General features: G+C 35.6%; 23 protein-coding genes and 1 tRNA gene. 19 read left to right on the top strand and 5 right to left on the bottom strand.

Annotated features, from left to right (window positions below; genetic code table 11):
• Positions 1-79 precede the first annotated feature (79 nt).
• From AACZ92_RS08445 to AACZ92_RS08435, 3 genes are all read left to right on the top strand, one after another.
• Positions 80-152, top strand: a tRNA-Phe gene (locus AACZ92_RS08445).
• 149 nt (positions 153-301) lie between these two features.
• Positions 302-1,189: a tryptophan 2,3-dioxygenase family protein gene (locus tag AACZ92_RS08440; RefSeq protein ID WP_339699698.1), complete on the top strand. Its 888-nt coding sequence runs from the start codon at positions 302-304 to the stop codon at positions 1,187-1,189.
• The gene (locus tag AACZ92_RS08435) at positions 1,189-1,539 is read left to right on the top strand and encodes a DUF488 family protein (protein ID WP_339699695.1); all 351 of its coding nucleotides are present in this window, start codon (positions 1,189-1,191) and stop codon (positions 1,537-1,539) included. Before AACZ92_RS08440 ends, AACZ92_RS08435 begins: the two co-directional genes overlap by 1 nt.
• Here AACZ92_RS08435 and AACZ92_RS08430 read toward each other — a convergent pair.
• Positions 1,536-1,757, bottom strand: a complete 222-nt coding sequence (locus AACZ92_RS08430; RefSeq protein ID WP_117157849.1) for a hypothetical protein — start codon at positions 1,755-1,757, stop codon at positions 1,536-1,538. The genes AACZ92_RS08435 and AACZ92_RS08430 overlap by 4 nt on opposite strands.
• A gap of 460 nt (positions 1,758-2,217) precedes the next feature.
• Here AACZ92_RS08430 and AACZ92_RS08425 point away from each other — a divergent pair, with 460 nt between their 5' ends.
• From AACZ92_RS08425 to AACZ92_RS08380, 10 genes are all read left to right on the top strand, one after another.
• Positions 2,218-2,553: an arsenosugar biosynthesis-associated peroxidase-like protein gene (locus AACZ92_RS08425; RefSeq protein ID WP_339699738.1), complete on the top strand. Its 336-nt coding sequence runs from the start codon at positions 2,218-2,220 to the stop codon at positions 2,551-2,553.
• A gap of 3 nt (positions 2,554-2,556) precedes the next feature.
• Positions 2,557-3,624 carry an arsenosugar biosynthesis radical SAM (seleno)protein ArsS gene (gene arsS / locus AACZ92_RS08420; RefSeq protein WP_339699690.1) on the top strand — a complete coding sequence of 356 codons (1,068 nt, stop codon included), beginning with the start codon at positions 2,557-2,559 and terminating at the stop codon, positions 3,622-3,624.
• A gap of 3 nt (positions 3,625-3,627) precedes the next feature.
• Positions 3,628-4,323: a DUF2064 domain-containing protein gene (locus AACZ92_RS08415; RefSeq protein ID WP_339699687.1), complete on the top strand. Its 696-nt coding sequence runs from the start codon at positions 3,628-3,630 to the stop codon at positions 4,321-4,323.
• 201 nt (positions 4,324-4,524) lie between these two features.
• The gene (locus tag AACZ92_RS08410; RefSeq protein ID WP_339699685.1) at positions 4,525-7,737 is read left to right on the top strand and encodes a SusC/RagA family TonB-linked outer membrane protein; all 3,213 of its coding nucleotides are present in this window, start codon (positions 4,525-4,527) and stop codon (positions 7,735-7,737) included.
• Between the two features lie 10 nt (positions 7,738-7,747).
• Entirely contained in the window at positions 7,748-9,190 is a 1,443-nt protein-coding gene (locus tag AACZ92_RS08405; protein ID WP_339699683.1) for a SusD/RagB family nutrient-binding outer membrane lipoprotein, read from the top strand.
• 27 nt (positions 9,191-9,217) lie between these two features.
• Positions 9,218-10,552, top strand: a complete 1,335-nt coding sequence (locus AACZ92_RS08400) for a sodium:solute symporter (protein WP_339699681.1) — start codon at positions 9,218-9,220, stop codon at positions 10,550-10,552.
• Positions 10,537-11,361, top strand: coding sequence for a metallophosphoesterase family protein (locus tag AACZ92_RS08395; RefSeq protein WP_339699679.1), 825 nt, complete (start codon positions 10,537-10,539; stop codon positions 11,359-11,361). The genes AACZ92_RS08400 and AACZ92_RS08395 overlap by 16 nt, the downstream gene beginning before the upstream one ends.
• Before the next feature lie 72 nt (positions 11,362-11,433).
• Positions 11,434-11,934 (top strand): rhodanese-like domain-containing protein, encoded by a 501-nt coding sequence (locus AACZ92_RS08390; protein ID WP_339699677.1) that lies wholly within the window; start codon positions 11,434-11,436, stop codon positions 11,932-11,934.
• 25 nt (positions 11,935-11,959) lie between these two features.
• Entirely contained in the window at positions 11,960-12,649 is a 690-nt protein-coding gene (locus tag AACZ92_RS08385) for a TIGR04282 family arsenosugar biosynthesis glycosyltransferase (RefSeq protein ID WP_339699675.1), read from the top strand.
• A gap of 13 nt (positions 12,650-12,662) precedes the next feature.
• Positions 12,663-13,475: a purine-nucleoside phosphorylase gene (locus tag AACZ92_RS08380; RefSeq protein ID WP_339699673.1), complete on the top strand. Its 813-nt coding sequence runs from the start codon at positions 12,663-12,665 to the stop codon at positions 13,473-13,475.
• A gap of 4 nt (positions 13,476-13,479) precedes the next feature.
• Here AACZ92_RS08380 and AACZ92_RS08375 read toward each other — a convergent pair whose 3' ends face one another.
• Positions 13,480-16,482: an aminotransferase class III-fold pyridoxal phosphate-dependent enzyme gene (locus AACZ92_RS08375; RefSeq protein ID WP_339699671.1), complete on the bottom strand. Its 3,003-nt coding sequence runs from the start codon at positions 16,480-16,482 to the stop codon at positions 13,480-13,482.
• Between the two features lie 433 nt (positions 16,483-16,915).
• Between AACZ92_RS08375 and AACZ92_RS08370 the strand changes: the two genes are divergently transcribed.
• The 4 genes from AACZ92_RS08370 (at position 16,916) to AACZ92_RS08355 (ending at position 19,755) form a co-directional block, all read left to right on the top strand.
• Complete coding sequence (locus AACZ92_RS08370) at positions 16,916-17,239, top strand: Hpt domain-containing protein (RefSeq protein WP_339699669.1); 324 nt, start codon at positions 16,916-16,918, stop codon at positions 17,237-17,239.
• A 9-nt stretch (positions 17,240-17,248) separates the two neighbouring features.
• A complete protein-coding gene (locus tag AACZ92_RS08365) occupies positions 17,249-17,947 on the top strand; it encodes a LytTR family DNA-binding domain-containing protein (protein ID WP_339699666.1) in 699 nt (232 codons plus the stop codon).
• Between the two features lie 146 nt (positions 17,948-18,093).
• Entirely contained in the window at positions 18,094-18,789 is a 696-nt protein-coding gene (locus tag AACZ92_RS08360) for a hypothetical protein (RefSeq protein WP_339699663.1), read from the top strand.
• Positions 18,790-18,999: 210 nt separating this feature from the next.
• Positions 19,000-19,755, top strand: a complete 756-nt coding sequence (locus AACZ92_RS08355) for a glycosyltransferase (protein WP_339699660.1) — start codon at positions 19,000-19,002, stop codon at positions 19,753-19,755.
• A gap of 10 nt (positions 19,756-19,765) precedes the next feature.
• Here the strand turns inward: AACZ92_RS08355 and AACZ92_RS08350 are convergent, their stop codons facing one another.
• The 3 genes from AACZ92_RS08350 to AACZ92_RS08340 all read right to left on the bottom strand — a co-directional run bounded on the left by AACZ92_RS08350 (position 19,766) and on the right by AACZ92_RS08340 (position 23,073).
• Entirely contained in the window at positions 19,766-20,866 is a 1,101-nt protein-coding gene (locus AACZ92_RS08350) for a DUF4407 domain-containing protein (protein ID WP_339699657.1), read from the bottom strand.
• A 109-nt stretch (positions 20,867-20,975) separates the two neighbouring features.
• Positions 20,976-22,706 carry a M56 family metallopeptidase gene (locus AACZ92_RS08345; protein WP_339699654.1) on the bottom strand — a complete coding sequence of 577 codons (1,731 nt, stop codon included), beginning with the start codon at positions 22,704-22,706 and terminating at the stop codon, positions 20,976-20,978.
• Position 22,707: 1 nt separating this feature from the next.
• Positions 22,708-23,073, bottom strand: a complete 366-nt coding sequence (locus AACZ92_RS08340; RefSeq protein ID WP_339699651.1) for a BlaI/MecI/CopY family transcriptional regulator — start codon at positions 23,071-23,073, stop codon at positions 22,708-22,710.
• A 187-nt stretch (positions 23,074-23,260) separates the two neighbouring features.
• Here AACZ92_RS08340 and AACZ92_RS08335 point away from each other — a divergent pair, with 187 nt between their 5' ends.
• Both AACZ92_RS08335 and AACZ92_RS08330 read left to right on the top strand, forming a co-directional pair.
• On the top strand, positions 23,261-23,839 hold the full coding sequence (locus AACZ92_RS08335; RefSeq protein WP_339699735.1) for a PhnA domain-containing protein: 579 nt from the start codon (positions 23,261-23,263) through the stop codon (positions 23,837-23,839).
• Between the two features lie 91 nt (positions 23,840-23,930).
• Complete coding sequence (locus tag AACZ92_RS08330) at positions 23,931-25,007, top strand: DNA topoisomerase IB (protein ID WP_339699648.1); 1,077 nt, start codon at positions 23,931-23,933, stop codon at positions 25,005-25,007.
• Positions 25,008-25,035 lie beyond the last annotated feature (28 nt).

Raw genomic sequence — 25,035 nt, 5'->3', positions numbered from 1 at the left:
TGAAAAAAAATTAGAATATTTTTTACCTTTATGTTTTGCAAAATATAAATAACGTTTATATTTGCACCCGCTTTAAGCAGGTACCTTAGCTCAGTTGGTAGAGCAACGGACTGAAAATCCGTGTGTCCCTGGTTCGATTCCTGGAGGTACCACATAAACCCGAAACGTTTGTTTCGGGTTTTTTGTTTTTTAAAACCGCTCTATTTACCAAGTCTATCCTATTGAAATTCCAAAAATCTAAATATCTTTATAGCTTAAGATAAAATAACAAAAAAAGACACCCTTTTTCCTGGGCATTCGTATGAAACAAGAAGACATTATAAAAGCAATCAACGAAAAATACACCGCCCTAGGTGAAAATCCAGACACCTACCTTAAGGGACTTTTACAAGCTAAACCCATTAATTATTGGGATTACATTGAGGTTGAAACCTTGCTTTCTCTTCAAAAACCACGTACCGATTTTAAAGATGAAAAAATCTTTATTATGTACCATCAGGTAATTGAATTACTTTTGAAAATGGTTCGTCACGAAATTATTCAGCTTTTTGAAATGGATGGTGTGGACGAAGAAATCTGGCTCGATAAATTTTCTCGCTTAAACCGTTATGTGAACATGCTCATTACTTCTTTCGATATTATGAAAGACGGAATGAGCTATGAAGATTACAATATTTTCCGTTCTACGTTAACCCCAGCTAGTGGATTTCAAAGTGCGCAATTTAGATATATTGAGATTTACTGCACTAAATTAGAAAACTTAGTAAACGAAGAAGGCAAAAAACGACTTCCTGAAAATCCTTCAACCAAAGATTATTTTGAACATATTTATTGGCGGGACGCTGGATATAACCATAAAACAGGTTCAAAAACATTAACAATGCGTCAGTTTGAAGAAAAATATTTAGATTCTTTTATTGACCTCGCCAATAAAGTGAAAGGAAACTCTTTGGAAGAAAAATTCCTGCAACTTGAAAACCCTTCTTCAGCACTTCAAAAAGTAATTTTAGAATTCGACAAGCTATATAATGTAGAATGGCCTTTAGTGCATTTAAACACTGCCAGACATTATTTAGACAAAAAGGGAGAGAATAAAACCGCTACTGGCGGATCTGAATGGAAAAAATACCTACATCCCAAATTTCAGCAACGCAAGTTCTTCCCTACGCTTTGGAAACAAGAGGAATAATGAAACTACATACCAAACGCATATACGAAGACGCTGCAAACCGAGACGGACATCGAGTATTGGTAGACAGGGTTTGGCCAAGAGGTGTTAGCAAAGAAGATGCGCGTTTGGATGACTGGAATAAAGACATAGCTCCCTCCACCGATTTGCGAAAATGGTTTGATCACAAAGATGAACGCTTCGCAGAGTTCAAGAATAGATACAAAAAGGAACTTTCAAAACATACTAATGACTTAAAAGAAATTGCATCTATTGCTAAAGAAAAACAGGTGACCCTGTTATTCGGCGCAAAAGATGAAAAATACAATCAAGCCGTTATCTTAAAAGAATACCTTGAAAGCAACTTTTAAACTACAATTTTTGCTTTGATTCTTTTCTCAGCTTTCTTTTTAATGGCCGTTAGGCGTTTCATAATATCCATTAATTTAGCATCTTTCGTCTTTTTATAACGTTCGTTTAATGCCAATATTAATTTCTTAGCTTTCTTTGAAGCTACTATTCGCTCATTTGTAGACTTAAAGCTTGTAGTTTCTTCTTCAAATTGTAGTGCTTCATTAACAACATCCATAGTAAATTCTTTATTTATTTGTCAGTTTTACTTTAAACACAAAGGGTAAAAAAATTTCTCTGTTCTCACTTTATGTTTCGAGCGGTTAAATGTAATGGCTTCTATTATCTTTAAATAATTTTAAACAATACTTTAACACTGTGTCTCAAAACCCTAATTACTGAAAAGATAATTTAATACCTAAACTTTTGCATTGATTGTCTTTATTACTAAAAGATAAAACTTATGAGGTTTATTCTATTGTCAACTTGTTATACGCTGAAAGAAGTCCTTATTATTAGCTTCTCATAACTTTAAATTGATATGAAATAACAAACATTTTACAAATGCAGTTGCATACACTTTTGACTGCAAATCTAAATCTTCCGTAAGCTTTTTGTATTTCAAAAGACTACTTTGTTATATTTACCGAAGTAAAACCAAAGAGGTTTAACTTTCGTAACTATAATAAATACTAGCAATCATGGCAGATTATTATGATCCAAAAGACCTTCGGAAATTTGGAAAAATCACTGAATGGAGTGAAGAATTAGGAGAAAAATTTTTTGATTACTACGGAAAAGTATTCGAAGAAGGCAAACTAACAGCCCGTGAAAAATCACTTATCGCATTAGCTGTTGCACACACCGAGCAATGCCCATATTGCATTGATGCCTACACAAAAGACGCGCTACAACGTGGTGTTACTAAAGAAGAAATGATGGAATCTATTCACGTTGGTGCTGCTATTAAAAGTGGCGCTACCTTAGTGCATGGCGTAATGATGATGAATAAAGTAAATAAACTTGATGGATAATTTATGACGAAGCTCAAAACACAATCCCTACATAAACGAAATAGCGAACTCGCACAATCTAATAAACAGCTTGAAATTCTTTCAAATGGAATTTTTGCTTCTGGTGAGTTACCCACCTTTGCAGAAAAAATTGAAGAAACTGGTCAATTTCCAATGAAACCAAAAAAGCTGGAAATTCTTCAGATAAATTTAGGCTATATGTGTAACCAAACCTGCGATCACTGTCACGTAGATGCTGGGCCAGATAGAAAGGAAATTATGACCGTCGAGACAATGAAACAGTGTTTAGAGGTTATAAAAAATACTGGAGCTCACACAGTAGATCTTACTGGCGGAGCCCCAGAGATGAATCCAAATTTTAGATGGTTTGTTGAAGAAGCTAGCAAAGCAGGGATTAAAGATTTTATTGTCCGTAGCAACTTGACGATTATTCGGGCCAATAAAAAGTATTACGATCTGCCGCAGTTTTTTAAAGAACACAACGTGCATGTGATAAGTTCAATGCCGCACTGGACGCGTGGAAAAACGGATAAACAACGTGGTGAAGGGGTTTTCGATATGTCTATAAAAGCATTACAGGAACTAAACGCAATCGGTTATGGAATGCCAGATAGCGACCTTCGATTAGATTTGGTGTACAACCCGAGTGGTGCTTTTTTACCTACCGATCAAGAGAATATGAAAAAAGACTTTAAAAAGGCATTATTAGAAGATTTCGGAATTCATTTCCACGACTTATTTGCCATTACCAATCTGCCAATTGCTCGTTTTCTAGACTTTTTAATCGCTTCGGAAAATTATGAGGAGTATATGTATCAATTAGTTGATGCCTATAATCCCGCTGCAGTAAAAAGCGTGATGTGCACCAACACTATTTCCATAAGTTGGGATGGTTGGTTGTACGATTGTGATTTTAACCAGATGCTCGAGTTAAAAGTTGATAGTAAAGTACAACACATTTCAGAATACAATGAAGATGTATTAAACGACCGAAATATTATCATATCACAACATTGCTACGGTTGTACCGCTGGTGCTGGAAGTAGCTGCCAAGGTTCTGTTGCCGAATAAAAAATGACTAACCAAAAGACCGCCATATTAATTTTTGCCAATTCGGCCCAACAAGAAAGGATTGTAAAACCCTTTCGGAAATCGGCGGATTTATTTGGCACTCTTAATAAACAGACTCTTACAAAGGTTAAAAAAACTGGTCTCCCTTATTTTCATTTTTCTGAAAAAGAACAAGTAGGAAATACCTTTGGCGAACGATACGTTCATGCCATTCAATCGGTTTACAACAAAGGTTTTGATACTATCATTACCCTCGGAAATGACACGCCGCATTTACAATCTCGGCATATTTTAGAAACCGCTAGAAAACTACAAAATAACCCTGTTGTTTTAGGACCCTCTAAAGATGGTGGTTATTACATGATGGGCTTGCGCAAATCACATTTTGACGCATCGCTATTTCTAAAACTTCCGTGGCAAACTTCTAATTTGAACAGAAGAATTTCACTGCTGTTTCGTTCTAAAAATATTCAAATAGAATGGTTGGAAATCCTCACGGATATTGATTCAATTTCTGACGTCAAAGTTCTTTTAAATAGCTTCAGAAAACTTTCCTGTCGATTAAAAAAAATACTTTGCAGCCTTCTTATTTCTGAAAAGATTTTATTCGAATTAGCACCTATTCATTTTCAGAAAACACTTCAAAAAACACCTTTTAATAAAGGTTCGCCCAGTATTGCTTCATATCAGAATATCTGAAAAGTAAAATTGTTTAACGTGTCTGGTTGAGCCCTCCGGTTTCACTCAGGATAAACTATAGTCGAAACCTCCAAGTTTATAAAAAATTTGTAGTTCTCAACTGGGTTTGAACAGACAGCAAACTACTTTTTTGACATTCTACTCTCGATTGCTGAAATTTCTCAGCAAAGCACGTTTTTACTTACCAATCAACACATTTTTATGAAGCAATTATACATGGGCTTATTGTTTATGATTACCGCAATAGGCTATTCTCAAAATACTGTTACCGGCACCGTAACAGATGCTGCAAATGGAATGACCATTCCGTTTGTAAATGTGCTTTCCAGTAATGGAGAAGCCACAACAACCGATAAAGATGGAAGTTTTACCATTGAAGTCTCTTCCACTAAAAATATCCTGACATTTTCTTCAATTGGATATATTACTCAAACGATTCCCGTTAGCAATAACACCGAGTTTTCAATTCAATTAGAAGAGTCTACCACTAGTTTAGACGAAGTAGTCGTCACCGCATTGGGGCTAAAACGGGAAACCAAAGAACTAGGCTATACCGTACAGACATTAGAATCTAAAGGTATAAACGATGTAAAAGCTGTCAACTTTCTAGACAATCTTTCCGGTAAACTAGCCGGAGTTACCGTTTCGCAAGGAGTAACCGGCGTGGGTTCATCTTCAAAAATCACTATTCGCGGGGAATCTTCTTTTTCAAATAACAACCCTTTATTTGTGGTTGATGGAACACCGATTAACAACGAAACGGTCTTTAATTTCACCAACGAAGCTGCGGCAGGATTTCAAGAAATTGATTTTGGTAACGGCGCTATGGAAGTAAATCCAGACGATATTGAATCGGTCACGGTATTAAAAGGACCTAGTGCAGCCGCTTTATACGGGACACGCGCCTCAAACGGAGTGATAGTTATTGAAACCAAGGACGGTAGCAAAGCAAAAGGATTAGGCATTAGTATTAACACCTCGCTTTTTGTTGAAACACCTTTTAAACTTCCTGAATTTCAAAATGAATATGGCCAAGGTAACGGTGGCGAGTTTGCCTACGTCGATGGACTAGGTGGTGGAACAAACGACCTTATTAGTTATTCTTGGGGTCCCCGATTGGATGCGGGTAATTTAATTCCGCAATACGATAGTCCAGTTACATTGCCAGACGGAACAGTAGTTCGCGGTGGAGACACCTCTCTTTACAATGGTTTACCCATAACGCCAACGGCTTTCGATTCGCACCCCGATAATTTGAAGAACTTTTACCGAACAGGTGTTACCACCATCAATAATGTTTCGGTTTCCAATAGTTTTTCAACAGGGAATTACCGTTTGTCCTTTACCGATCTTCGTAGCGATGGTATTATTCCCGGAGTAAATTTGGAACGCCAAACAGTGGCTACCAAACTTGCTTTCAAGCCTACCGATAAAACGAAATTTAATGCTTCTGTAAGTTATGTGAATTCTGGAAGTGATAACCGCCCTTCAAATGGCTACGGAAGTGAAAATGTAAACTACGCTTTGGTAGCTTGGGGACCACGCTCATTGAACATTCAAAATATGCGCGATTATTGGCAACCAGGTCTTGAAAACGTACAGCAATACTCCTTTAATTACACTTATTTTGATAATCCTTATTTCACGTTATTGGAAAACAGAAACTCGTTTGAACGAGATCGTGTCTTCGGAAATATTTCAGTAACACAAGATTTTACGGAGCATTTCAGTATTTCGCTTCGTTCAGGATTGGATTATTCTTCTGAAACGCGACAGTTTAGAAGAGCTTTCAGTAGCAACCGATTTCAAAATGGAGGCTATGCAGAGCACGACGTATTATTCAGGGAAGTAAACACAGACTTTTTGATTAACTATGATAATATATTCGGTAATATTTCAGTAGAGATTTCCGCAGGAGGAAATCGGTTGGATCAAACGGCTTCTACCAAACAATCACAAACGGTAAACTTGGCACAACCAGGTATTTTTAACCTGAACAATGCCGCCTCACCTATTGAAGTCTTTCAGTTTGAAAGTGAAAAACGTATTAATTCGTTCTACGGAATTGCAAAATTAGGTTATAAAAACTTTCTGTATTTAGATTTAACGGCTCGAAACGATTGGTCTAGCGCCTTGGCTACGCCTTTTTCTGTAGATGGAACTTCGTTCTTTTACCCATCAGCTTCAGCAAGTTTTATCCTTTCCAATGTGACTGATCTGCCTGATATATTTTCATTTGCAAAGCTGCGAGCCAGTGTTGCCCAAGTTGGTAACGATACGGCACCGTACCAAACTTCAGGAGCTTTTGTTTCGCAAACACCCTATTTAGGACAGCCAACCTTTAGCGATCAAGATTTTATTCCGAATTCAAATTTAAAACCCGAACAAACCACCTCATATGAATTTGGTGCTGACCTTCGGTTTTTCAAAGATCGTTTGAATTTTGATATCACCTATTATAACGCACTAACCGAAGACCAAATAATTTCGTTGCCCATTGGTATCTCTTCAGGGTATAACCAACAAGTTATAAATGGTGGAAAAGTACGAAACCAAGGACTCGAAATTATAACGGGAATAACGCCCATTAAAACTGCAGATTTTCGTTGGAACACCACCTTTAATTTTAGCACGAGCAAAGCAGTGGTAGAAGACCTACCGCAAAATGATGGTCGTTTAACTTTGGCTTACAACCGAATTTACGACAGTGCCAACCAAACGGTTTGGTTTCAAGTAGAAGAAGGTGGCGAAGTAGGTGACATCTACGGAACAGGCTACACAAAAAATGAAAACGGCGATTTTATTATCGATGAAAATGGAAACTATATTGCCGATAACAATCTTAAAAAAATAGGAAACTATACACCAGACTTCATGCTTGGCTGGAGCAATGATTTTCAGTACAAAAATTGGAACCTCAGTTTTTTGTTTGATTGGCGACAAGGTGGCGAATTGGTTTCTAGAACACGAGCCTTGGCAACCGTTGGCGGTCAATTAGCAGAAACAACCCCACGCCCAGAAGAAGGTGTTATAGCCGACGGTGTTGTAAATGTTGGGACCGAAGCTAGTCCTGAATACGTACCCAACACTACAGCTATTTCAGCAGAAAGTTATTACCGTCAATTTTACGACCGTAACCATGAAGAAAACAATGTGTATGATGCTTCCTATTTAAAACTTCGCCAGTTTTCGATTGGTTATAGTTTTGAACTGAGAAATGGATTTTTAGGTCTAGCTGAAGGAGGAAAAGTGAGTTTCAACATTATTGGAAGAAACATTTTTGCGGTTTCAGAAATTCCACATTTTGATCCCGAGCAACTTGCCGTTCAAGGAAACGGTTTTGTAAGCGGTGTTGAAGATATGAGCTACGCCACCACACGAAGTATCGGTTTTAAAGCCGGAATTAATTTTTAAGATGAAAACCATGAAAAACACATTCTACATATTCAGTTGCATCATCCTACTTGTTGCAAGTGGCTGCACCAAAGATTTTGAAGAAATCAATACCAACCCAAATGCGCCTAATTCAATACAACCTTCTTTATTACTTAGGCAGGTAATCTATGATTATGGTGAGCAAATGAGTTACGAAGGCTTTGTTGCTGGCGACTTGTTATCACAGCATCGCACAGCCTTAGATTTTAATTTATTTGATCGTCACGCACTAAAATCGCCGCAGTTAGGTGGAAATCCTTGGCCTATTTTTTACACCAACCTTCGGAATAATCAGATAATAATTCAACAATCTCAAACCACAGAAACCTTCGCTGTTTATGAAGGACCAGCTTTGATTTTAAAAGCGTATATGGCAGCAGGTCTGACCGATTTGTTTGGCGACGTTCCCTATTCTGAAGCTTTTAATGGCGCGGACGGCACGGTAACACCAAAATACGACAAACAAGAAGCTATTTATTTAGCTGAAGGTGGAATTATCGATAACATCGACAAAGGAATTGCAGCGATTGAAGCTTATGACGATGTCATTCCGTTGGAAGGTGATATTCTTTTTGATGGAAATTTAGACAGCTGGATTACGTTTGCCAATTCATTAAAAATAAAACAACTGCTACGTATTTCGGGAAAAGTGGATGTTTCTTCAGAATTACAAGCGATTTATAATGAAGGAAATTATTTAAAAACGAATGACCAAAACGCTATTTTCAACTATACGAATACCGATCCTAATAGTTTCCGCTTGGCGCAACTTCGGGTAGGCGATTTTAACAACTTTGTCCTTTCTGAAACGATGGAAGACATTTTAACCGAGTTAAACGATAATCGAATTGGCGAGTTTTTTCGTCCGTTTGAAAATTCAGAATCTGATGAATTTAATGGACTAATTAATGGAATCGATGCGTCAAGCACTTCTATCGAATTGGCTAATTTTTCCTTGGCTGGTAGAGCTTTCAGGGAAGATACCTCAACCTTAGATGCTAATTTTCTAACGGCTTGGGAAACCTATTTCAATTTAGCCGAAGCAGCAGAGCGCGGATTGATTTCCGCAGATGCACAACCATTATACGAAACAGGTGTTGCTCTAGCTTTTGAATATTGGCAAACCGACATGCCAACAGATTATTTAACAGGTTCGGCAGCATATAATGCCGCTGGGACCACGCCAATGCAACAAATTATCACCCAAAAATGGGTAGCAAATATCATTAACGGCTATGAAGGTTGGGTGGAATGGCGACGCACTGGTTTTCCAGAATTTAAACCAGTTGCCGCCAGTTTAAACAACGGGATTATCCCTATACGAATGCCCTATCCAGCCGAAGAAGAAGCTTTAAATGCCGAAAATTACCAAGAAGCAGCCAATGCAACCGATGGCAATAGTATTAATGCGCCGGTTTGGTGGGATGAATAAAAACCTTGAAGGTATAAAGGAACGAATATGGATGTAACAATCTGGCAATGGGGACTTATACTAGTATCAAGTTTGATACTATTTTTCCTATCCCCATTGGCAAAATCTACCGATCAGTTTTTTAAAGCGACCCATCGAAAAAAGGCGCCTTCTGCTTTATGGTTGACGGGAAGTTTGATTATCTCGTGGATTTTTGCCAAAAGCATCACCAATGCAGCAAATTTAGGATTAGACTTTGGTATTGTGGGTGGTGTAGCCTATGCAGGATATTATCTGTCCTTTGCAGTTGCTGGTATTATAATTTATCAATTACGGGTTAAAGGAGGCTTTAAAAGTATTCATGATTTTTTAACGAATCGTTTCGGAAAAGGAGCGATGGCACTCTTTTCCATTTTAATAGCGATACGCCTTTTTAATGAAGTGTGGAGTAATACCATTGTAATTGGAACCTATTTTGGCGACCAAGGAAGCACACCTTACTATTGGGCGATTTTAATTTTCACAGCCTTAACATTGGCCTATGCTATAAAAGGCGGATTGAGTAGTTCTATTTTTACCGATGTAATTCAAATGGGGCTTTTTGCCATTTTACTCGTTGTTATTTTAGGAGCGATTTTTTCTACCGAAGATTTTACAGTGAGTGAAGTGGCAACATCCGGCTCTTGGACGTTTGAATTAGGCTTGAATTTATTCTTTGCAGCCATTATACAATCGTTTAGTTATCCATTTCACGATCCAGTATTGACCGATCGGGCTTTTTTAAGTTCGCCAAAAGTGACCCGAAGAAGTTTCCTCTGGGCAAGTTTATTAGGAGCGATTTGTATTGTGCTATTCAGTATTATTGGGGTGTATGCACAATCGCAAGGAATGAAAGGACAAGCCGCCGTAGAGGTTGGAAAAGCCTTTGGCGTAGTCATTTTATTGGTCATTAATTTTATTATGATCACTTCTGCAGCATCCACATTGGATTCGACCTTTTCATCTTTTTCAAAATTATTGGCGGTCGATTTAAAAATGGGTGTAAATCTCAGCTTTGGAAGAGCTTCTATGGCGGCAATAGCCATTTTAGGAACTATCCCTGTTTTTTTAAATGCTGAAATATTATCGGCCACGACCATTTCAGGAACTATGGTCATTGGGCTTACACCCGTATTTTTATTTTGGAAACTTCCAGCACCTAAAATCAGTTTTTACCTTAGTGTAATTTGCGGCTTGGTTTTTGGTTTTTTATTGGTTTTCGGACTATTTCCGCGACAACTCATTTTTACCGAAGGAAAATATGCCGACTTACTTTGGGTGAATGTTTGGGGAATTTTAAGTTGTATAACTTTATATTTAACACCTACATGGATAAAAAAATAGAACATATAAATATACAAGGCAAAGTACTTCTGTTTGGCGGCGTGTATAGCAATTTGCAAGCACTCGAAAAACTAAAAAGCATTGCCGAAAAAAATAATATCCCGCCAGAAAACTGTATCTGCACCGGTGATATTGTGGGCTATTGCGCACAACCAGAAGAAACCGTTCAACTTTTTAAGTTATGGGGCGCCAAAAGTATTGCTGGGAATGTAGAGATACAATTGCGAGAAGGTGCTGAAGACTGCGGTTGTGATTTTAGAAAAGGGTCTCGTTGCGATGGGTTTTCACAGTTATGGTATCCCTATGCGCAAAGTAAACTTTCAAAAAGTTCTCTAGATTTCATTAAAGAAATACCCGATCATATTCAGTTTACGTATGCGGGAAAAAAAACAATTGTTGTTCATGGTTCGTGGACTAACGTTTCAGAATTTATATTTAAATCAACTCCTTGGGAAGTAAAGCAATCAACTTTTGAGGCTACAAAGAGTGATTTAATTATCGCAGGACATTGTGGATTGCCTTTTAAGCAAATAGAAAATGAAAAACTTTGGATAAATCCTGGGGTTATCGGCATGCCAGCCAATGATGGCAACCCAACAGTTTGGTATGCAGTTTTAAATGATGCTGAAAAAGAAGTTTCAATTACACATCACGCTATGAATTACAACCATAAATTAACCAGTAAATTAATGTACAATGGTCTATTGCCTGAAGCGTATGCCCGAACGATTATTACGGGAATTTGGGATAATACGGAAATTCTTCCGCCTGTAGAAAGTGGGTTGCAAGGATTTGGGATTCAGCCATAATTCACAGCAATTTAACACCTGATGGTATGTAAGTAAATTGATAATATGTAAGTTTAACACTCCAATAATACTATGAAGTATATTTTTTCTTTTCTCCTTTTGCTAATTTCAATAACTGGTTTTTCACAACAATCTTTAGGAGATCTTTTACAGCAATATAACACTAGAAGCATTCCGTATATTTCGGTGGAGGAACTGCGTATGCGACACATGAACGATAGCATTGTAATTGTTGACGCCAGAGAAAAAAAGGAATATAATGTAAGCCATATTGAATCAGCAACATTTGTAGGTTTTTCAAAATTTTCAATAGATTCTGTTGCTAAAAAGATTCCTAATAAAAATACCGCTATTGTAGTGTATTGTTCATTAGGAATTCGTTCCGAAGAGATTTCAGAAAAACTAAAAAAAGCGGGATATTACAATATTGAAAACTTGTATGGGGGAATTTTTGAATGGAAAAATAAATTGTATCCATTAGTGAACAATAAAGGAAAAGAAACAGACAGCATTCATGGTTTTTCGAAAAACTGGAGCAAATGGCTGGACAAAGGAACTGTAATTATTAAGTAATTTTAGAATCATTAAATAAAATCCTATGGGTTTATTATCAAAAAAAAATGTGGGTGGAGATGAAGATTTAGCTAAAGATTTTCACTTTCCAACTTCAAAAAAAGCATTATTAATCTTTACAAGAAACCCAGAATTGGGTAAAGTAAAAACACGTTTAGCAACAAGTGTGGGTGATGAATCTGCATTAAAAATTTATAAATTCCTACTAAGCCATACTGCCAAAATTACGGCTAATGTAGCGGCTGATAAGTTTGTGTATTATAGCGAAGGTATTCACAAAGAAGACAGTTGGGACAACAATACTTACAATAAGAAATTACAGCAAGGGGACGATTTGGGCATTCGTATGTATAATGCGTTTACTGAAGTATTCTCCCTTGGGTATGAAGAAGCAATCATTATTGGTAGTGATATGCACGATCTAGACACAACAGACCTTGACAATGCTTTCACGGCTTTAAAAGACCACGATTATGTAATAGGCCCTGCCGAAGATGGTGGTTATTATTTATTAGGAATGAAACAGGCCAACCAAGCTCTTTTTAGTAAAAAAGATTGGGGAAAAGATTCTGTGTTGCAGGCAACTTTAGAAGATTTAAAAGACGAAAAGTTGAAAACACTAGAAGAACGAAACGACGTTGATTACTATTCCGATATCAGGGATAATGAGGCTTTTCAAAAATTTTTACCCGATTATTTAGACACCGAATTTTAATTTAAAAAACACTATGTTACAAAACATACAAGAATCTGCAGCATTTTTAAAGAACCGAGGTTTTGACCAACCTGAAGTAGGGATTATTTTAGGTACTGGTCTAGGCAAATTGCTAGAAGATGTTGAAATACAAAGCGAAGTTAGTTACAACCACATCCCCAATTTTCCAACAGCTACGGTTGAGTTTCATAAAGGGAAACTCATTTTCGGAATGTTAGGCGGAAAAAAAGTAATGGTTATGCAAGGCCGTTTTCATATTTACGAAGGCTATTCGTTACAAGATGTAGGCTTTCCAGTACGGGTAATGCACGAATTGGGAATAAAAAAACTCTTAATTAGCAATGCTTCCGGAGCGGTAAACCTCAGCTTTAAAAAAGGAGAAATTATGTTGATTGATGATCACATAAATCTACAAGGAAGTTCGCCATTAGCCATTCGTGGTATTGAAAAAATGGGCGAACGCTTTGTCGACATGAGTGCTCCTTATAGTCCTGAAATGAACAGTAAAATTGAAAAAATCGCTTCAGAAAACAACATCAATTTACACAAAGGTGTGTATGCTAGTGTTGTAGGACCACAACTAGAAACTCGTGCCGAATACCGGTATTTAAAAATTATTGGCGCCGATGCTGTAGGGATGAGCACCGTCCCAGAAATTATAGTTGCAAATCACTTAGGTTTGCCAGTTTCAGCCGTTTCAGTATTGACAGATGAGTGTGACCCTGATAATTTAAAACCTGTAGACATTCCAGACATTTTAGCTATGGCAGCAAAAGCCGAACCCGATATGATTACATTATTTACTGAATTGATAAAGCAACTTTAAAAACTTAATACGCTTTCATAAAATCTTCCTCCAATACGATTTTTAATTTTGAAACAAGCTCTTTAGCGTGTTCTTTATTAAAAACCATTGGAGGTTTTATTTTTAACACGTTGTAGTCTGGACCGTCGGTACTCATTAAAATCCCTAGTGTTTTCAATCGGTCGGAAAGATAGGTTGCGTGCTCTGCTAATGGTTTTTTTGTTTGGTTGTTCAATTCGAACCCTAGAAACAGACCTTCTCCCCTTACATCGCCAATAATTGGAAACTCTTTTTGAAGCTGTAATAATTCAGACTTTAAAAAATCTCCAGTTTCCAAAGCATTTTGCTGTAAGCTTTCTTCTTCAATTGCTTCCAAAACGGTTCGGCCAATGGCGCAAGAAACGGGATTGCCTCCAAAGGTGTTGAAAAACTCCATTCCTGTGTGAAATTTTTCAGAAACCTCTTTTGTACACGCTACAATAGCTAATGGATGTCCGTTACCAGCTGGTTTCCCCATCGTTACAATATCGGGGACAACATCGAACAACTCAAAAGCCCAAAATGTTTTTCCCATTCTGCCAAAGCCAGTCTGCACCTCATCTGCTATACAAACACCTCCAGCTTTTCTTACTGCCTGATAGACTGTTTTAAAGTAATCTTTTGGCGGCACAATCTGCCCACCACAACTTATCATAGATTCACCTATAAACCCAGCAATTCCTTCATCGATTATTCCTAAATGGTAAATATGTTTTCTAGCATACCTCGCATACTCCGCCCCTGTATTTTTGCCTTGGTGCCTGCCGCGAAAGGAATCTGGCAAGGGCAGTATATGTGTGTTTGCAGGTTGTGGAAAACCGCCTTTTCCTTCAAATTTATAGGAGCTTACATCCATCGCAGAATTAGTATTGCCGTGGTATCCAACTTCAATGGCCAACATATTTTCTCTCCCCGTCACTGTTTTTGCCATTCTTAAGGCGAGTTCATTTGCCTCGCTCCCAGAATTGACAAAATGTAACACCGAGAGTTCCTTAGGTAGTTTTTTAAGCAAAGCTTCGGCATAATTCACTATTTCTTTGTGTAAATAGCGAGTATTGGTATTTAAAACTGCCATTTGTTGTTGTCCAGCCGCTACCACCTTGGGGTGTTGATGCCCCACATGATTGACGTTATTAGCGGTATCGATATATTTTTTCCCGTCGGAATCTATTAAATAAACCCCTTCTCCCCTAACTATGTTTAGAGGTTCAGAATAGGAAAGGCTCAAGCTTTTTCCTAAATGCTCTTTTCTGAAAGAAATTATTTCTTCGTTTGAATAGGTTTCAGGAGTATCGTGCGTTTCTTCAATAAACAACAGACCAGGATTTTGACAAATACTTTTCCAAACGTTTTTTTCAGAAGGAAAGGCTACACCAGGGTAGTTTTCGGTATTTCCCAATAAATCGAGCATCACTTGAAAGTGAAGGTGGGGTGTCCAAATTCCATTTTCAGAAGTATCTCCAATATACCCCACCAACTCTCCTTGTTTAACTTTTTGTCCAATCTTCGTCATCTCTAGCGAAGAAAGTGTTAAGTGACCATACAAGGTGTAAAATAGGCTTCCGTTAAACTCGTGTTCTAATACCATTAACGGCCCATAATCTTTTAAATAATCATTGTGGTGCAGAATAACCACTTTACCATCATAAGCCGCATGAAGCGGTGTTTTAGCATCTACCCAAAAGTCGGTGCCTAAATGTACGGTACGGTATTGCGGACCATTATTACCGTCCATTCTAAAGGCATTGGTTGTGTAAAAAGGACGCACCTCTAAATAACCATTGGCCAAAATGCTTTCAGGATTTTCCTTTTCTATTTGTTTCAGTTTATATTCGGTAATAACGGTATCGCTGTATTCTTCTTTATTCCCCAACCACGCACTGCCAATACTCATATCTACATGTGTAACACTCTTAATCTTCAAAGAAGGAAAAAGTGTGTTCAATGATATTTTGTTGTTCGCAGCCCAGTTTTTAAACTCGTGTTCTTTTGGGTGCGGCGTATACCCACAAGCATTCCTGAAATTATAAAGCACAAAACTCTCATAAGTACCATACCAATGTTTTAATAGTTGCCACGCATCGTGTTCGCTAATAAAATGATATACGTTTTTGGAAACATCTGCTCTTCGTAGGGCTGCTTTAGTAACCGTTATCACTAAACGCATGCCAACGAGTGTATAAAGGCATTCCAATTCTTTTTCGGAAAGTTTATATTTTGAATAATAGCCTTGAACAATTTCCACAGCTGCACCAAGTGGATCTGGCGTATTCATAATACCATATGCAATGGTGATAGCTAGATCGTTTACCGTTTGTGTATAAACGGCATCACCGAAATCGATAATGCCAGTAACTTCAGGGTTTTTTAAGTCTTCTGAAACAAGTATGTTATGGTCGTTCACATCATTATGGACCACACTTTTAGGAAGGGATTGATACACCGGCTGAATTTCCTGAAACCGCTTTTGAAAAAAGGAAACCATATCCTTTTCTATGTCTTTAAATAAGTCGGTGTATTTTTGGGTCCAGAGAGCGTCTTTTAAATTCCAGTCAAAAGTCCTATTTGCTTCTGTATGTTGAAAATCTTGTAAGGCCTTTGTGATTTCTCCTGCTTTCTCACCTAAACTATAACGTAGCTGCGATGTTTTTGGATTTATATTTGCCCAAAGCCTTCCCGGCACCCACGTTAGTAGTCGTGCTGTTCTTTTTTCATCTGAAATAGTAAATGGGGTTAATGACTTCCCTTCATTATTTAAGATTACTCCAGAGAAATTACAATCTGCTTTCTTCAAAGCTAAATGATTTAAAATCTCCGTTTGAAATTGTAAAAAAGATGCCGCTGTTTCCGAAGTGGAAACTTTTAAAAGGTAGGTGTTACCATTTTCAGAAACCAACTTAAAGTTCTCGTCTTCATCGCCATTGAGTTTAGTGGCTTTGGTTTTAATTGAGTACTCTTTTAGAATATTGTTTACTATTTCTGTATCCATTTTATAGTGCTTATTCAGTACGCTTCAAAAGTAAAAAAATTGTATTCTTAAATGTAACTTACAATCTTAAACCTAAAAAAATACTTCCTTATAACACTATAATTTTAATCAAAATTGATCGATGATGCGTAACTGCTCTCTTAAAAGAATTTTATAAAGTAAAGAGTTAGTTATTTAATCATTGTAAATTCATAATATATTTTTGATTTTATATTAAAAAAAATGTTTAAATTTATTGATATGTACAACATATAGCTTTTATACTCCCTTACAAATAAGCTTTGATATTATAGATTATTGCAAACCTTTTCCTTTTGAGCTTTTTTAAAAGAAAAAGGTTAATGTAATTTTTAATAAATTTATGTTTTAGATATGTTTGATCGAAGAAAATTTTACCTGTCAGCAATTGTATGTATCGCCAAATACTTTAAAATTGGAAAAACCAAATACAAGTTATATAGATCAACTTTCTGTTGATGATATTGCCTTTAAAAATAAGTTTATTAACCTCATAAAAAAGGAATTGACAGTAGAAATTGATAGTTATAAAAAAGCGATATCAAATAAAGAATACTTGAAAGCTTCCCAACTTGTACATAGACTAAAACATAAAGTTAGTATTTTGGGGCTAAAAAAGGGGTATAACTTAGCCTTGGATTTTGAAAATGAATTAAAAGAAAATACTAACTCTTTTGCGAGTAAAGAGAAATTTGATAAAATGCTTAACAAGATGGTCAAATTTCTTGAATGCTTATAAATATTTAATATGAAATGTATAATTATAGATGATGAAGCTACCGCTAGGAAGATTATCGTTCATTTATGCTCACATGTTAAATCGATAGAAATTATAAATGAATTTTCTAATGCTATTGAAGCAATTAAATTTTTAAACAAAAACGAAGTTGATCTTATTTTTCTAGATATACACATGCCTAACTTTACAGGTATTGATTTTATTGAAACGTTAAAAAAACCGCCAAAAATAATTATAACAACTTCCGATAAAAATTTTGCTTTTGAATCTTATGAATACGAAAGTGTATTAGATTACCTTTTAAAACCAATAACCCTACCACGATTTTTAAAGGCTATTACAAAAGTTGAAAATGCCCGAAGTCAGCAACGTAAAAAAGAAACTAAAGTTGACAGCCACGACCACTTATACGTCAATATAAATAGAAGACTGATAAAAATAGAATATAACAAAATATATCTTATTGAAGCAAAGGGTGATTATATTATAATTAAAACCGAGAAAGAAAATTATACGGTACACACTACACTAAAAAAGATTATAGAGAAATTACCAAGCTCTAACTTTTTAAAAATCCATAGATCGTTTATTATTAACTATAAGAAGATAGTTGATATAGAAGATAATAGTGTTTTGATTAATAAAGATGTAGTTCCTATTAGTAGATTAAATAAGCCAGAATTGATGAAAAAATTAAACTTACTGTAAGACAACTAATTATACAACGTGTCTTTCACCTTAAAAAATCGACCATTCACCTACATATTTCATATTTTTAACGAATTAAATCGTAATAAATTTGGGCAATATTGTAAATTTGATTAAAATATGTTTAATATTTTAACAATATTGTTATGAAAAATACTATTTTTATACTGCTTTTTACTTTTGCAATACAAGTATTTTACGCTCAAGTAGGCATAAATACGGTTTCTCCTATAGCCCAACTAGATATAAATGGGGATCTTAGAATAAGTACCGCCATACCTGAAATTGATGAATCTGTAGTTGAATCTTCCATATTGGTTTCTTCTACAAATGGTATAGTAAAAACTGCCACCAGTAAAATGGTTTTTGAAAGTAACAATAAAACTTTAGTAAAAGCAAACTTATCTAGCAGCTCTGTATTAGACATTGCATTAGCAAATGGTACTTCTCAAATTTTACAATACAACAATGAAGTTATTGATTTAAACGATGAGTTTGATGTAACCACGTTTGAATTCTCCCCAAAACAAACTGGTTTTTATGAGGTCTACGCAATGATAAACATGACTCCAGACCCTGTGGGAATCACCGCTTCAACAAATGTTGGATTGCAAATTAAAAATGGCGCCACAGTACTAGCAGAATCATCTGCAGCTTTGGTTGGCGCAACTGTTGGAATAGTTAACGTATATGTACAGCCTATTAGAGCTATCCATACCGTAATAGAATTAACCCCCTCTGATGTTATTACATTTCACATTAACAATGGTGGTTTAGTAAATATAGATGTCGACCTACTTAGTGAACAGAATGGCTATTTTTTTATACGCCAAGTAAGATAAATGTAATTCCCCCAATTATTTTTTCTTACTGAGTTTGGTTAATTTTTGGTTAAGGCATTTCAACTTAAATGAAATGCCTTTTTAAACACCAATTATTATATTATAGAGCTCCTAAAAGAGAGGTTTAAAGCAGCATAATTTATTCGCCGTTATTCAAGTCTTCAAAAAATATAAATAAGAGGGTTATACATTAATATCATTAATTAAAAAATGAAAACAGGCATTGTTTTTTCGTGTTATAATATTGAAAACAAATTGGACTCTTCAAAATTGATACAATTGTTATCTAATAGCGAACACTATCATTTTTGTTTTGTAAACGATTGTAGCAATGACAACACTAATAAAATATTGAATAGTATTATTCAAAAAGTTCCTCATAGAACATCTATTATTAATTTTGAGAAAAAATCTGGGAAATCTGAGTCATTAAGAGCCGGCATAAGCCATTTACAGAAGTTAAGTTTTATAAATTATATTGGTTTTTTTAATGATATCATTAATTACAATTTTGAAAGTATTGAAACTATGATTGAAATGCTTCATTCTAATGAAAATACTTCAATTGTTTTTGGTCTAGAGAAAAAACCTAATAGTTTTAATATAAAAGAAAAGCATGCTATTCTTAAGCTTATTTTAAAGAGATGTCCTTTTGGTAAAGAAATGGAAGGGTATTTAAAATTAAAAAACTCTACTATGGTTTTCTCAAAATCTATTGCCCCTATTCTTTTTGACAAAAAATTTTTAAGTAATCACTTCTTTTACTTAGAAATATTATTACGATTGAAATCTATATTCGGACAAAATAATTCTAAGAAGTTTATTCAAACTAAAGAACTAAAGCTAGTACAACCCCTTGTCAAACCTTATTCAGGTTTATATCAAAGTATTAATTACTCGTTTCTTTTAATCTTCTTCTGTATAAATTATAGGTTATTTAGAAACGGATACTTACTTGTTAGGTAGACCATTGTAATTACAAAACCCCCTTTTGCTTTTTATAGAAAGCATCAGCCTGCAGTTGCATCAACTCGCGGGCTTTTTTTCGTTTGTAATCGTACAATTCTTGTTCTTCAGCAATATCAGCATATACTCTATTATTTATATCACGGTCTGTAGTTAGCAATACTTCACGTTGCGCCTGTTGTTGAGACACCCAAGATTTTAAAGCACTTTCCTGCTCTTCCAACTTTAAATCATATGCTCCTTTGGGTGATAATAGTTTGGCTATAATCGGGGAGGTTTCAATAGCTAAGAATAAAAGAAATATAAAAAATGACGGCATCCAAGGTAATTTATCAAGGGCATTGACGCGCGCCATTAACCCATCAAAGCCATCAATAACGGGTTGCGTTTTGGCGACCTTGGTGTCATATTCGGTTGATACGGTTGCAATCTGGTTTTCAAGATTGGTTATCTTTTCAGCATTTTTAGTTCGTAATGATTGCAAAGAAGCTAATTCTGCATCGTGTTTATCACGCTTTTCTTTATAAACTGGGCCTTTGCCAATAAGTTCGGTTCCTTTTCTTCCTTCCGCTTCAGCAATGTAAGTTTCATATAAGGCGTTTACTTCGGCTTCTTTATCGGTCACTTCTTTTTTTAGCGCATCAATTTCAGTATTTAATGCTTCAACAGTAGGCGTGTATTGTAAGGCTAATTGATCTTTATTGGCGAGTGTCATATCATTTTTTTCTTCGAGCAGGACTTGATTGATTTCCTTTTCAAAAATTTTCATTTCCAAAGGTTTTGAAATGACAATCGCGATAATGACAGCTAAAAGAATTCGAGGAGAAGCCTGAATCAATTCATCAAAAAAGTTATTTCTCTTTTTAATGGTTGAAACAATAAACCGATCGAGGTTAAAGATGAGCAACCCCCAAATCATTCCGAAGAAAATAGCAGTAAATAGGTTATCAAAAACGGTGTATAAAGCATAAGATCCAGCAATAGCAGCCATAACAGCTGTAAAAAATACGGTGGCGCCAATACCAGCGTATTTGGTACGCTCACCGGGTGAACATTCTTCTAAAATTGCAGTGTCTGCACCCGAGCAGAAAATAAAAAAGCGCTGTAGCATAGTTAGATTGATTTTGATTGACAGACTATTAGAACGCCATTTTTGGATATTTGTTACAAAAAAGCCCCGATAATTCGAGGCTTTTATTTTTTTTGAATTAATATTAGTACTACTCAACCTTAATTCCCTTTTTTGAAATTTTTACAATCGGATTGCTTTTTTCAAAGTTGGTTGTTTGGATGTTTAATTTTTTATTCTTCTTCACTAAAGCGATGGCTTTTTCGGCTGTTATTCTTTTCTTTTCATAAAAAAAGGCAGCATTCCTTTTTGCCATCAATGTTATATGATCTAATGGGTTTAAAGATTCTGGTGGTAATGGTGGAGCCATTTCATCACCGTTAACTTTTGGTGCCGGTGGCGGGGGTGGAGGTGGTATATTTGCATCGCCATCATTGACTCCTTTAATTACTTTTTTGGGCGGTTTTGGTACTTTAGGCGCTGGTGGCGGTGGAGGTGGTATAATTAAAGTCGCCCCTTTTTTATGTTGTGCATAGTCTGTTTTCTGAAACTCAACTTCCAATTTTTTTAAGAAATTTTCACTGTTTTTGGAAATTAGTATAGAAGGGAGTGCTTTGTTAAAATCGCTCTCATTCCATCCTTTTGTTACTGCATTTAGATCATCTTTAAATGTTTTAATACCTGATGGCTTTCCATTAAGAGTAACATTATTTACGCTGATCATGATTACGAATGCATTTTTGCCATTTTTTTGAGCACCTTCCATAAAATCCTTTGCATACGTATCGTAACGACCTATTTTGTTTTCTAAATAACATTCTGGGAAAGGCTGTGCCCCTTCCTTTTGTTTGGTAGTCATTAACCTATAAATATCTTCTAATATTTCAAGATCGGTTATTGGAATTTTACGGTCTTCAATAGCTATAGCATTGTACTTTTTGGCTAATTTGTTAAACTGGGCAAGTTGCTCTTTAGAGGCTTTTTTAATATTTGCTTCTTTAGTTTCTATTTGTTCTATTTCCTTAACAACTGTTTGTTTATTACTGAAACCATATAGCATCAGTGCTACTAACGGAAGCAATAAAAGACTTCGAAGCCAAATTGCTTTTTTTGACGTGTGTGTTTTCATAACTGTAAATCGCTTTTTGAATGATGAATAATTGATTGAATGCGCCAATTGTGGCGTTACGGCATGTGATGAGTATGCCAATAATAATTTTTGATAAACAGATGTTTCTGCTCCCTGTTTTAAAACGGCGCGATCTGCTAAAAATTCGTGATTGAGTTTCATACTTCTTTTTAAGAATACAAATAGCGGATTAAACCAAAACAGTACGTGAAGCAGTTCTATAAAAAGAATATCTACACTGTGCATTTGTTTCGCATGGGCGTGTTCGTGCAATAAAACTTCTTCAGGAATTTCATTGGCTTTGTATTTTGTTTTATTCAGAAAAATAAAACTGAAAAAGGTATGCGGTGTAACTTTATTCCGAAGTAGGACATGGAAGAAATTATCTTGTATAAGAATTGGGTTTTGATGAACCTTCTTCCAGATATTGTATAGGTTTCGAATGAAACGGAATCCGAAAAATACAACGCCTAACCCGTAAATACCCCAAAGTACAAAGGGAAGGTGATTGATGTTTTCTTCAGCAGGAATTGCTTCAGCAACAGAAACAGTCGTAAAAGCTGCGTTATTAACTGTGTTTGCGACTTCTACATAACTCGTAAACGTTGCTAACGGAATTAAAAAAGAACCTATAATCCCCGCTAATAAATAAAACCGTTTAAAAGTGTGCGCGCTTATGTTTTCTAACAAAAACTTATAAAAAGCAAAGAAAATCAATAGACAAGCAGCCGATTTTAGTACGTACCATTCCATATTATTTTTCTTTAAGTTGTTCGTCAATCAGTTTCTTTAAATCTTCCAATTCTTCTTTACTCAAGTTAGTTTCTTGCGTAAAAAAGGAAGCAAATTGCGAGGCACTATCGTTAAAGAAGTCTTTAATCATGCCATTCATTTGCTTGGAGAAATAGTCTTTCTTTTTTACCAACGGAAAATACTCTCTAGAACGGCCTAATTGTTTGTAATCCACAAAGTTTTTATCCTGCATACGTTTTAAAAGTGTAGCCACCGTCGTTGGTGCCGGCTTAGGCTCTGGATAAGCTTCAATTAAATCTTTCATAAATGCTTTCTTCTGTTTCCAGAGGAGTTGCATCAATAATTCTTCGGAATTAGATAGTGACATATTTCTACAAAATTAGAATTAACTCTACAAATGTAGAATAATATTTTAATTCTACAAACATAGAACGTCATTTTTTCTGAAAAATTTAAATTTCAGTAGGGAAAGAATTGCGTTATCTTTGTCATCAAAGTAAATAATAACTCCTTAAAAGGAATAAATGAGACTCCCGTCTTCTCGGGAAATAGTTATGAGTTTGGAACGTGATTTAGAAAAAAGAGCCGAAAATAAATGTGAATTATGTACTTCTGAAGAAAACCTATCTATTTTTACGGTTCCTGATTCTCCAAAAGAAGGTTTGGAAGCCAGTATCCTTATTTGTGAAACTTGCAAAGAACAAATTGAAGATGAAACCAAACGCGATCCCAACCATTGGCGCTGTTTAAACGATAGCATGTGGAGCACTGTTCCTGTAGTTCAAGTAATGGCATGGCGAATGTTGCAACGATTGAAGAGTGAAGGTTGGCCACAAGATTTGCTGGATATGATGTATATGGAAGACGAAACCCGCGAATGGGCAAAGGCTTCTGGCGACGGTGTTGATAAAAGCAATGCTATTGTTCATCGAGATAGTAATGGTAATATTTTAGAAGCAGGTGATTCCGTAGTTTTAATTAAAGATCTAAAAGTAAAAGGTAGCAGTATGGTTGCCAAACAAGGTACTGCTGTTAGGCGAATTTCATTGGATCATGAAAATGAGAAGTATATTGAAGGGAAAGTAGACGGACAACAAATTGTAATTATTACTGATTTTGTAAAGAAAACATAAACCTCATTTAATCTTTTACACCTCAACAATTTATGAAGGGTTTGTACTTTCGTTATGATAATTTATAGAAATTTCCTGCTATTTTTATAGCATGGTAATAAAACAACCTGATGTAAAAAAAGTACTAGAAGATCCTACTCAAGCCGCAGAGTTGGCCAACCTAGTATATATTACCGAAAAAAAACTCACCATACAAAGACACCGCCACGGACGTGGTTTTTATTACACCGAAAACGGAAAAAAGATTAAAAGTAAGTCGGACATTAAACGATTTAAAAGTTTAGTAATTCCTCCTGCCTGGAATGAAGTTTATATAACCCCTCTTAAAAATGGCCACCTACAAGTGGTAGGTCGCGATGAAAAAAACCGTAAACAGTACCGGTATCATCCACATTGGTCACAAATTCGAAATAAAACAAAGTTTTTTAAAATGGCTGAGTTCGGAAAGACACTCCCGAAGATAAGGACGCAAATTGAAAAAGACTTAAAACGCCCTAAAATGGATAAACAGAAATGCCTAGCTGTAGTGCTTCACTTAATGGAAGAAACTCATATTAGAATAGGTAATTCTTACTATGCAAAAGAAAACAAATCGTACGGTCTCTCGACTATGCGAACGAAACATTTAGATGTTTTTGAAAACAAACTTCTTTTTGAATTTATAGGAAAAAAAGGAAAAGAACACCGTATTCCCATAAGAGATAAACGTATTCAAAAGCTGGTTTTGCAATGCGAAGAAATACCCGGTTGGGAATTATTTCAGTATTATGATGAAAACGGAGAGCATCATAGCATAGATAGCGGGATGGTTAATAACTATATACACGATATTACAGGAGATATTTTTTCAGCTAAAGATTTCAGGACATGGGCAGCCAGTAAAATAGCTTTTGAAACATTACACAATCTAGGAATTGAAGAAGAGGAAAAACAAAACAAAAAAAACATACTTACAGCCTTTGATGCGGCTGCAGAAGGATTAGGAAACACGCGAGCCGTTTGCAAACAATATTATGTTCACCCAATATTAATTGATAAATATGAAGACAGTTCTATCGCTTCATATTTTAAAAAGTTAGACTCCATTAAAAATACCCCTAAATTTCTCTCTACTACCGAAACAGTATTATTAGATTTATTAAATGAATATGAAGTGACTCTAAACTAAAAATTGCCTTCAAATAATATACTTGAAG

This window comes from uncultured Marixanthomonas sp., from assembly GCF_963974425.1.
Taxonomy (GTDB): domain Bacteria; phylum Bacteroidota; class Bacteroidia; order Flavobacteriales; family Flavobacteriaceae; genus Marixanthomonas.
This window is presented reverse-complemented; position numbering and strand designations above follow the sequence as displayed.

What these genes read in the sequence shown, in the direction of transcription:
- AACZ92_RS08440 (WP_339699698.1), top strand. Translation starts at nt 302, where the DNA reads ATGAAACAAGAAGACATTATAAAAGCAATCAACGAAAAATACACCGCC.
- AACZ92_RS08435 (WP_339699695.1), top strand. Translation starts at nt 1,189, where the DNA reads ATGAAACTACATACCAAACGCATATACGAAGACGCTGCAAACCGAGAC.
- AACZ92_RS08430 (WP_117157849.1), bottom strand. Translation starts at nt 1,757, where the DNA reads ATGGATGTTGTTAATGAAGCACTACAATTTGAAGAAGAAACTACAAGC.
- arsS (WP_339699690.1), top strand. Translation starts at nt 2,557, where the DNA reads ATGACGAAGCTCAAAACACAATCCCTACATAAACGAAATAGCGAACTC.
- AACZ92_RS08415 (WP_339699687.1), top strand. Translation starts at nt 3,628, where the DNA reads ATGACTAACCAAAAGACCGCCATATTAATTTTTGCCAATTCGGCCCAA.
- AACZ92_RS08410 (WP_339699685.1), top strand. Translation starts at nt 4,525, where the DNA reads ATGAAGCAATTATACATGGGCTTATTGTTTATGATTACCGCAATAGGC.
- AACZ92_RS08405 (WP_339699683.1), top strand. Translation starts at nt 7,748, where the DNA reads ATGAAAAACACATTCTACATATTCAGTTGCATCATCCTACTTGTTGCA.
- AACZ92_RS08400 (WP_339699681.1), top strand. Translation starts at nt 9,218, where the DNA reads ATGGATGTAACAATCTGGCAATGGGGACTTATACTAGTATCAAGTTTG.
- AACZ92_RS08395 (WP_339699679.1), top strand. Translation starts at nt 10,537, where the DNA reads ATGGATAAAAAAATAGAACATATAAATATACAAGGCAAAGTACTTCTG.
- AACZ92_RS08390 (WP_339699677.1), top strand. Translation starts at nt 11,434, where the DNA reads ATGAAGTATATTTTTTCTTTTCTCCTTTTGCTAATTTCAATAACTGGT.
- AACZ92_RS08385 (WP_339699675.1), top strand. Translation starts at nt 11,960, where the DNA reads ATGGGTTTATTATCAAAAAAAAATGTGGGTGGAGATGAAGATTTAGCT.
- AACZ92_RS08380 (WP_339699673.1), top strand. Translation starts at nt 12,663, where the DNA reads ATGTTACAAAACATACAAGAATCTGCAGCATTTTTAAAGAACCGAGGT.
- AACZ92_RS08375 (WP_339699671.1), bottom strand. Translation starts at nt 16,482, where the DNA reads ATGGATACAGAAATAGTAAACAATATTCTAAAAGAGTACTCAATTAAA.
- AACZ92_RS08365 (WP_339699666.1), top strand. Translation starts at nt 17,249, where the DNA reads ATGAAATGTATAATTATAGATGATGAAGCTACCGCTAGGAAGATTATC.
- AACZ92_RS08360 (WP_339699663.1), top strand. Translation starts at nt 18,094, where the DNA reads ATGAAAAATACTATTTTTATACTGCTTTTTACTTTTGCAATACAAGTA.
- AACZ92_RS08355 (WP_339699660.1), top strand. Translation starts at nt 19,000, where the DNA reads ATGAAAACAGGCATTGTTTTTTCGTGTTATAATATTGAAAACAAATTG.
- AACZ92_RS08350 (WP_339699657.1), bottom strand. Translation starts at nt 20,866, where the DNA reads ATGCTACAGCGCTTTTTTATTTTCTGCTCGGGTGCAGACACTGCAATT.
- AACZ92_RS08345 (WP_339699654.1), bottom strand. Translation starts at nt 22,706, where the DNA reads ATGGAATGGTACGTACTAAAATCGGCTGCTTGTCTATTGATTTTCTTT.
- AACZ92_RS08340 (WP_339699651.1), bottom strand. Translation starts at nt 23,073, where the DNA reads ATGTCACTATCTAATTCCGAAGAATTATTGATGCAACTCCTCTGGAAA.
- AACZ92_RS08335 (WP_339699735.1), top strand. Translation starts at nt 23,261, where the DNA reads ATGAGTTTGGAACGTGATTTAGAAAAAAGAGCCGAAAATAAATGTGAA.
- AACZ92_RS08330 (WP_339699648.1), top strand. Translation starts at nt 23,931, where the DNA reads ATGGTAATAAAACAACCTGATGTAAAAAAAGTACTAGAAGATCCTACT.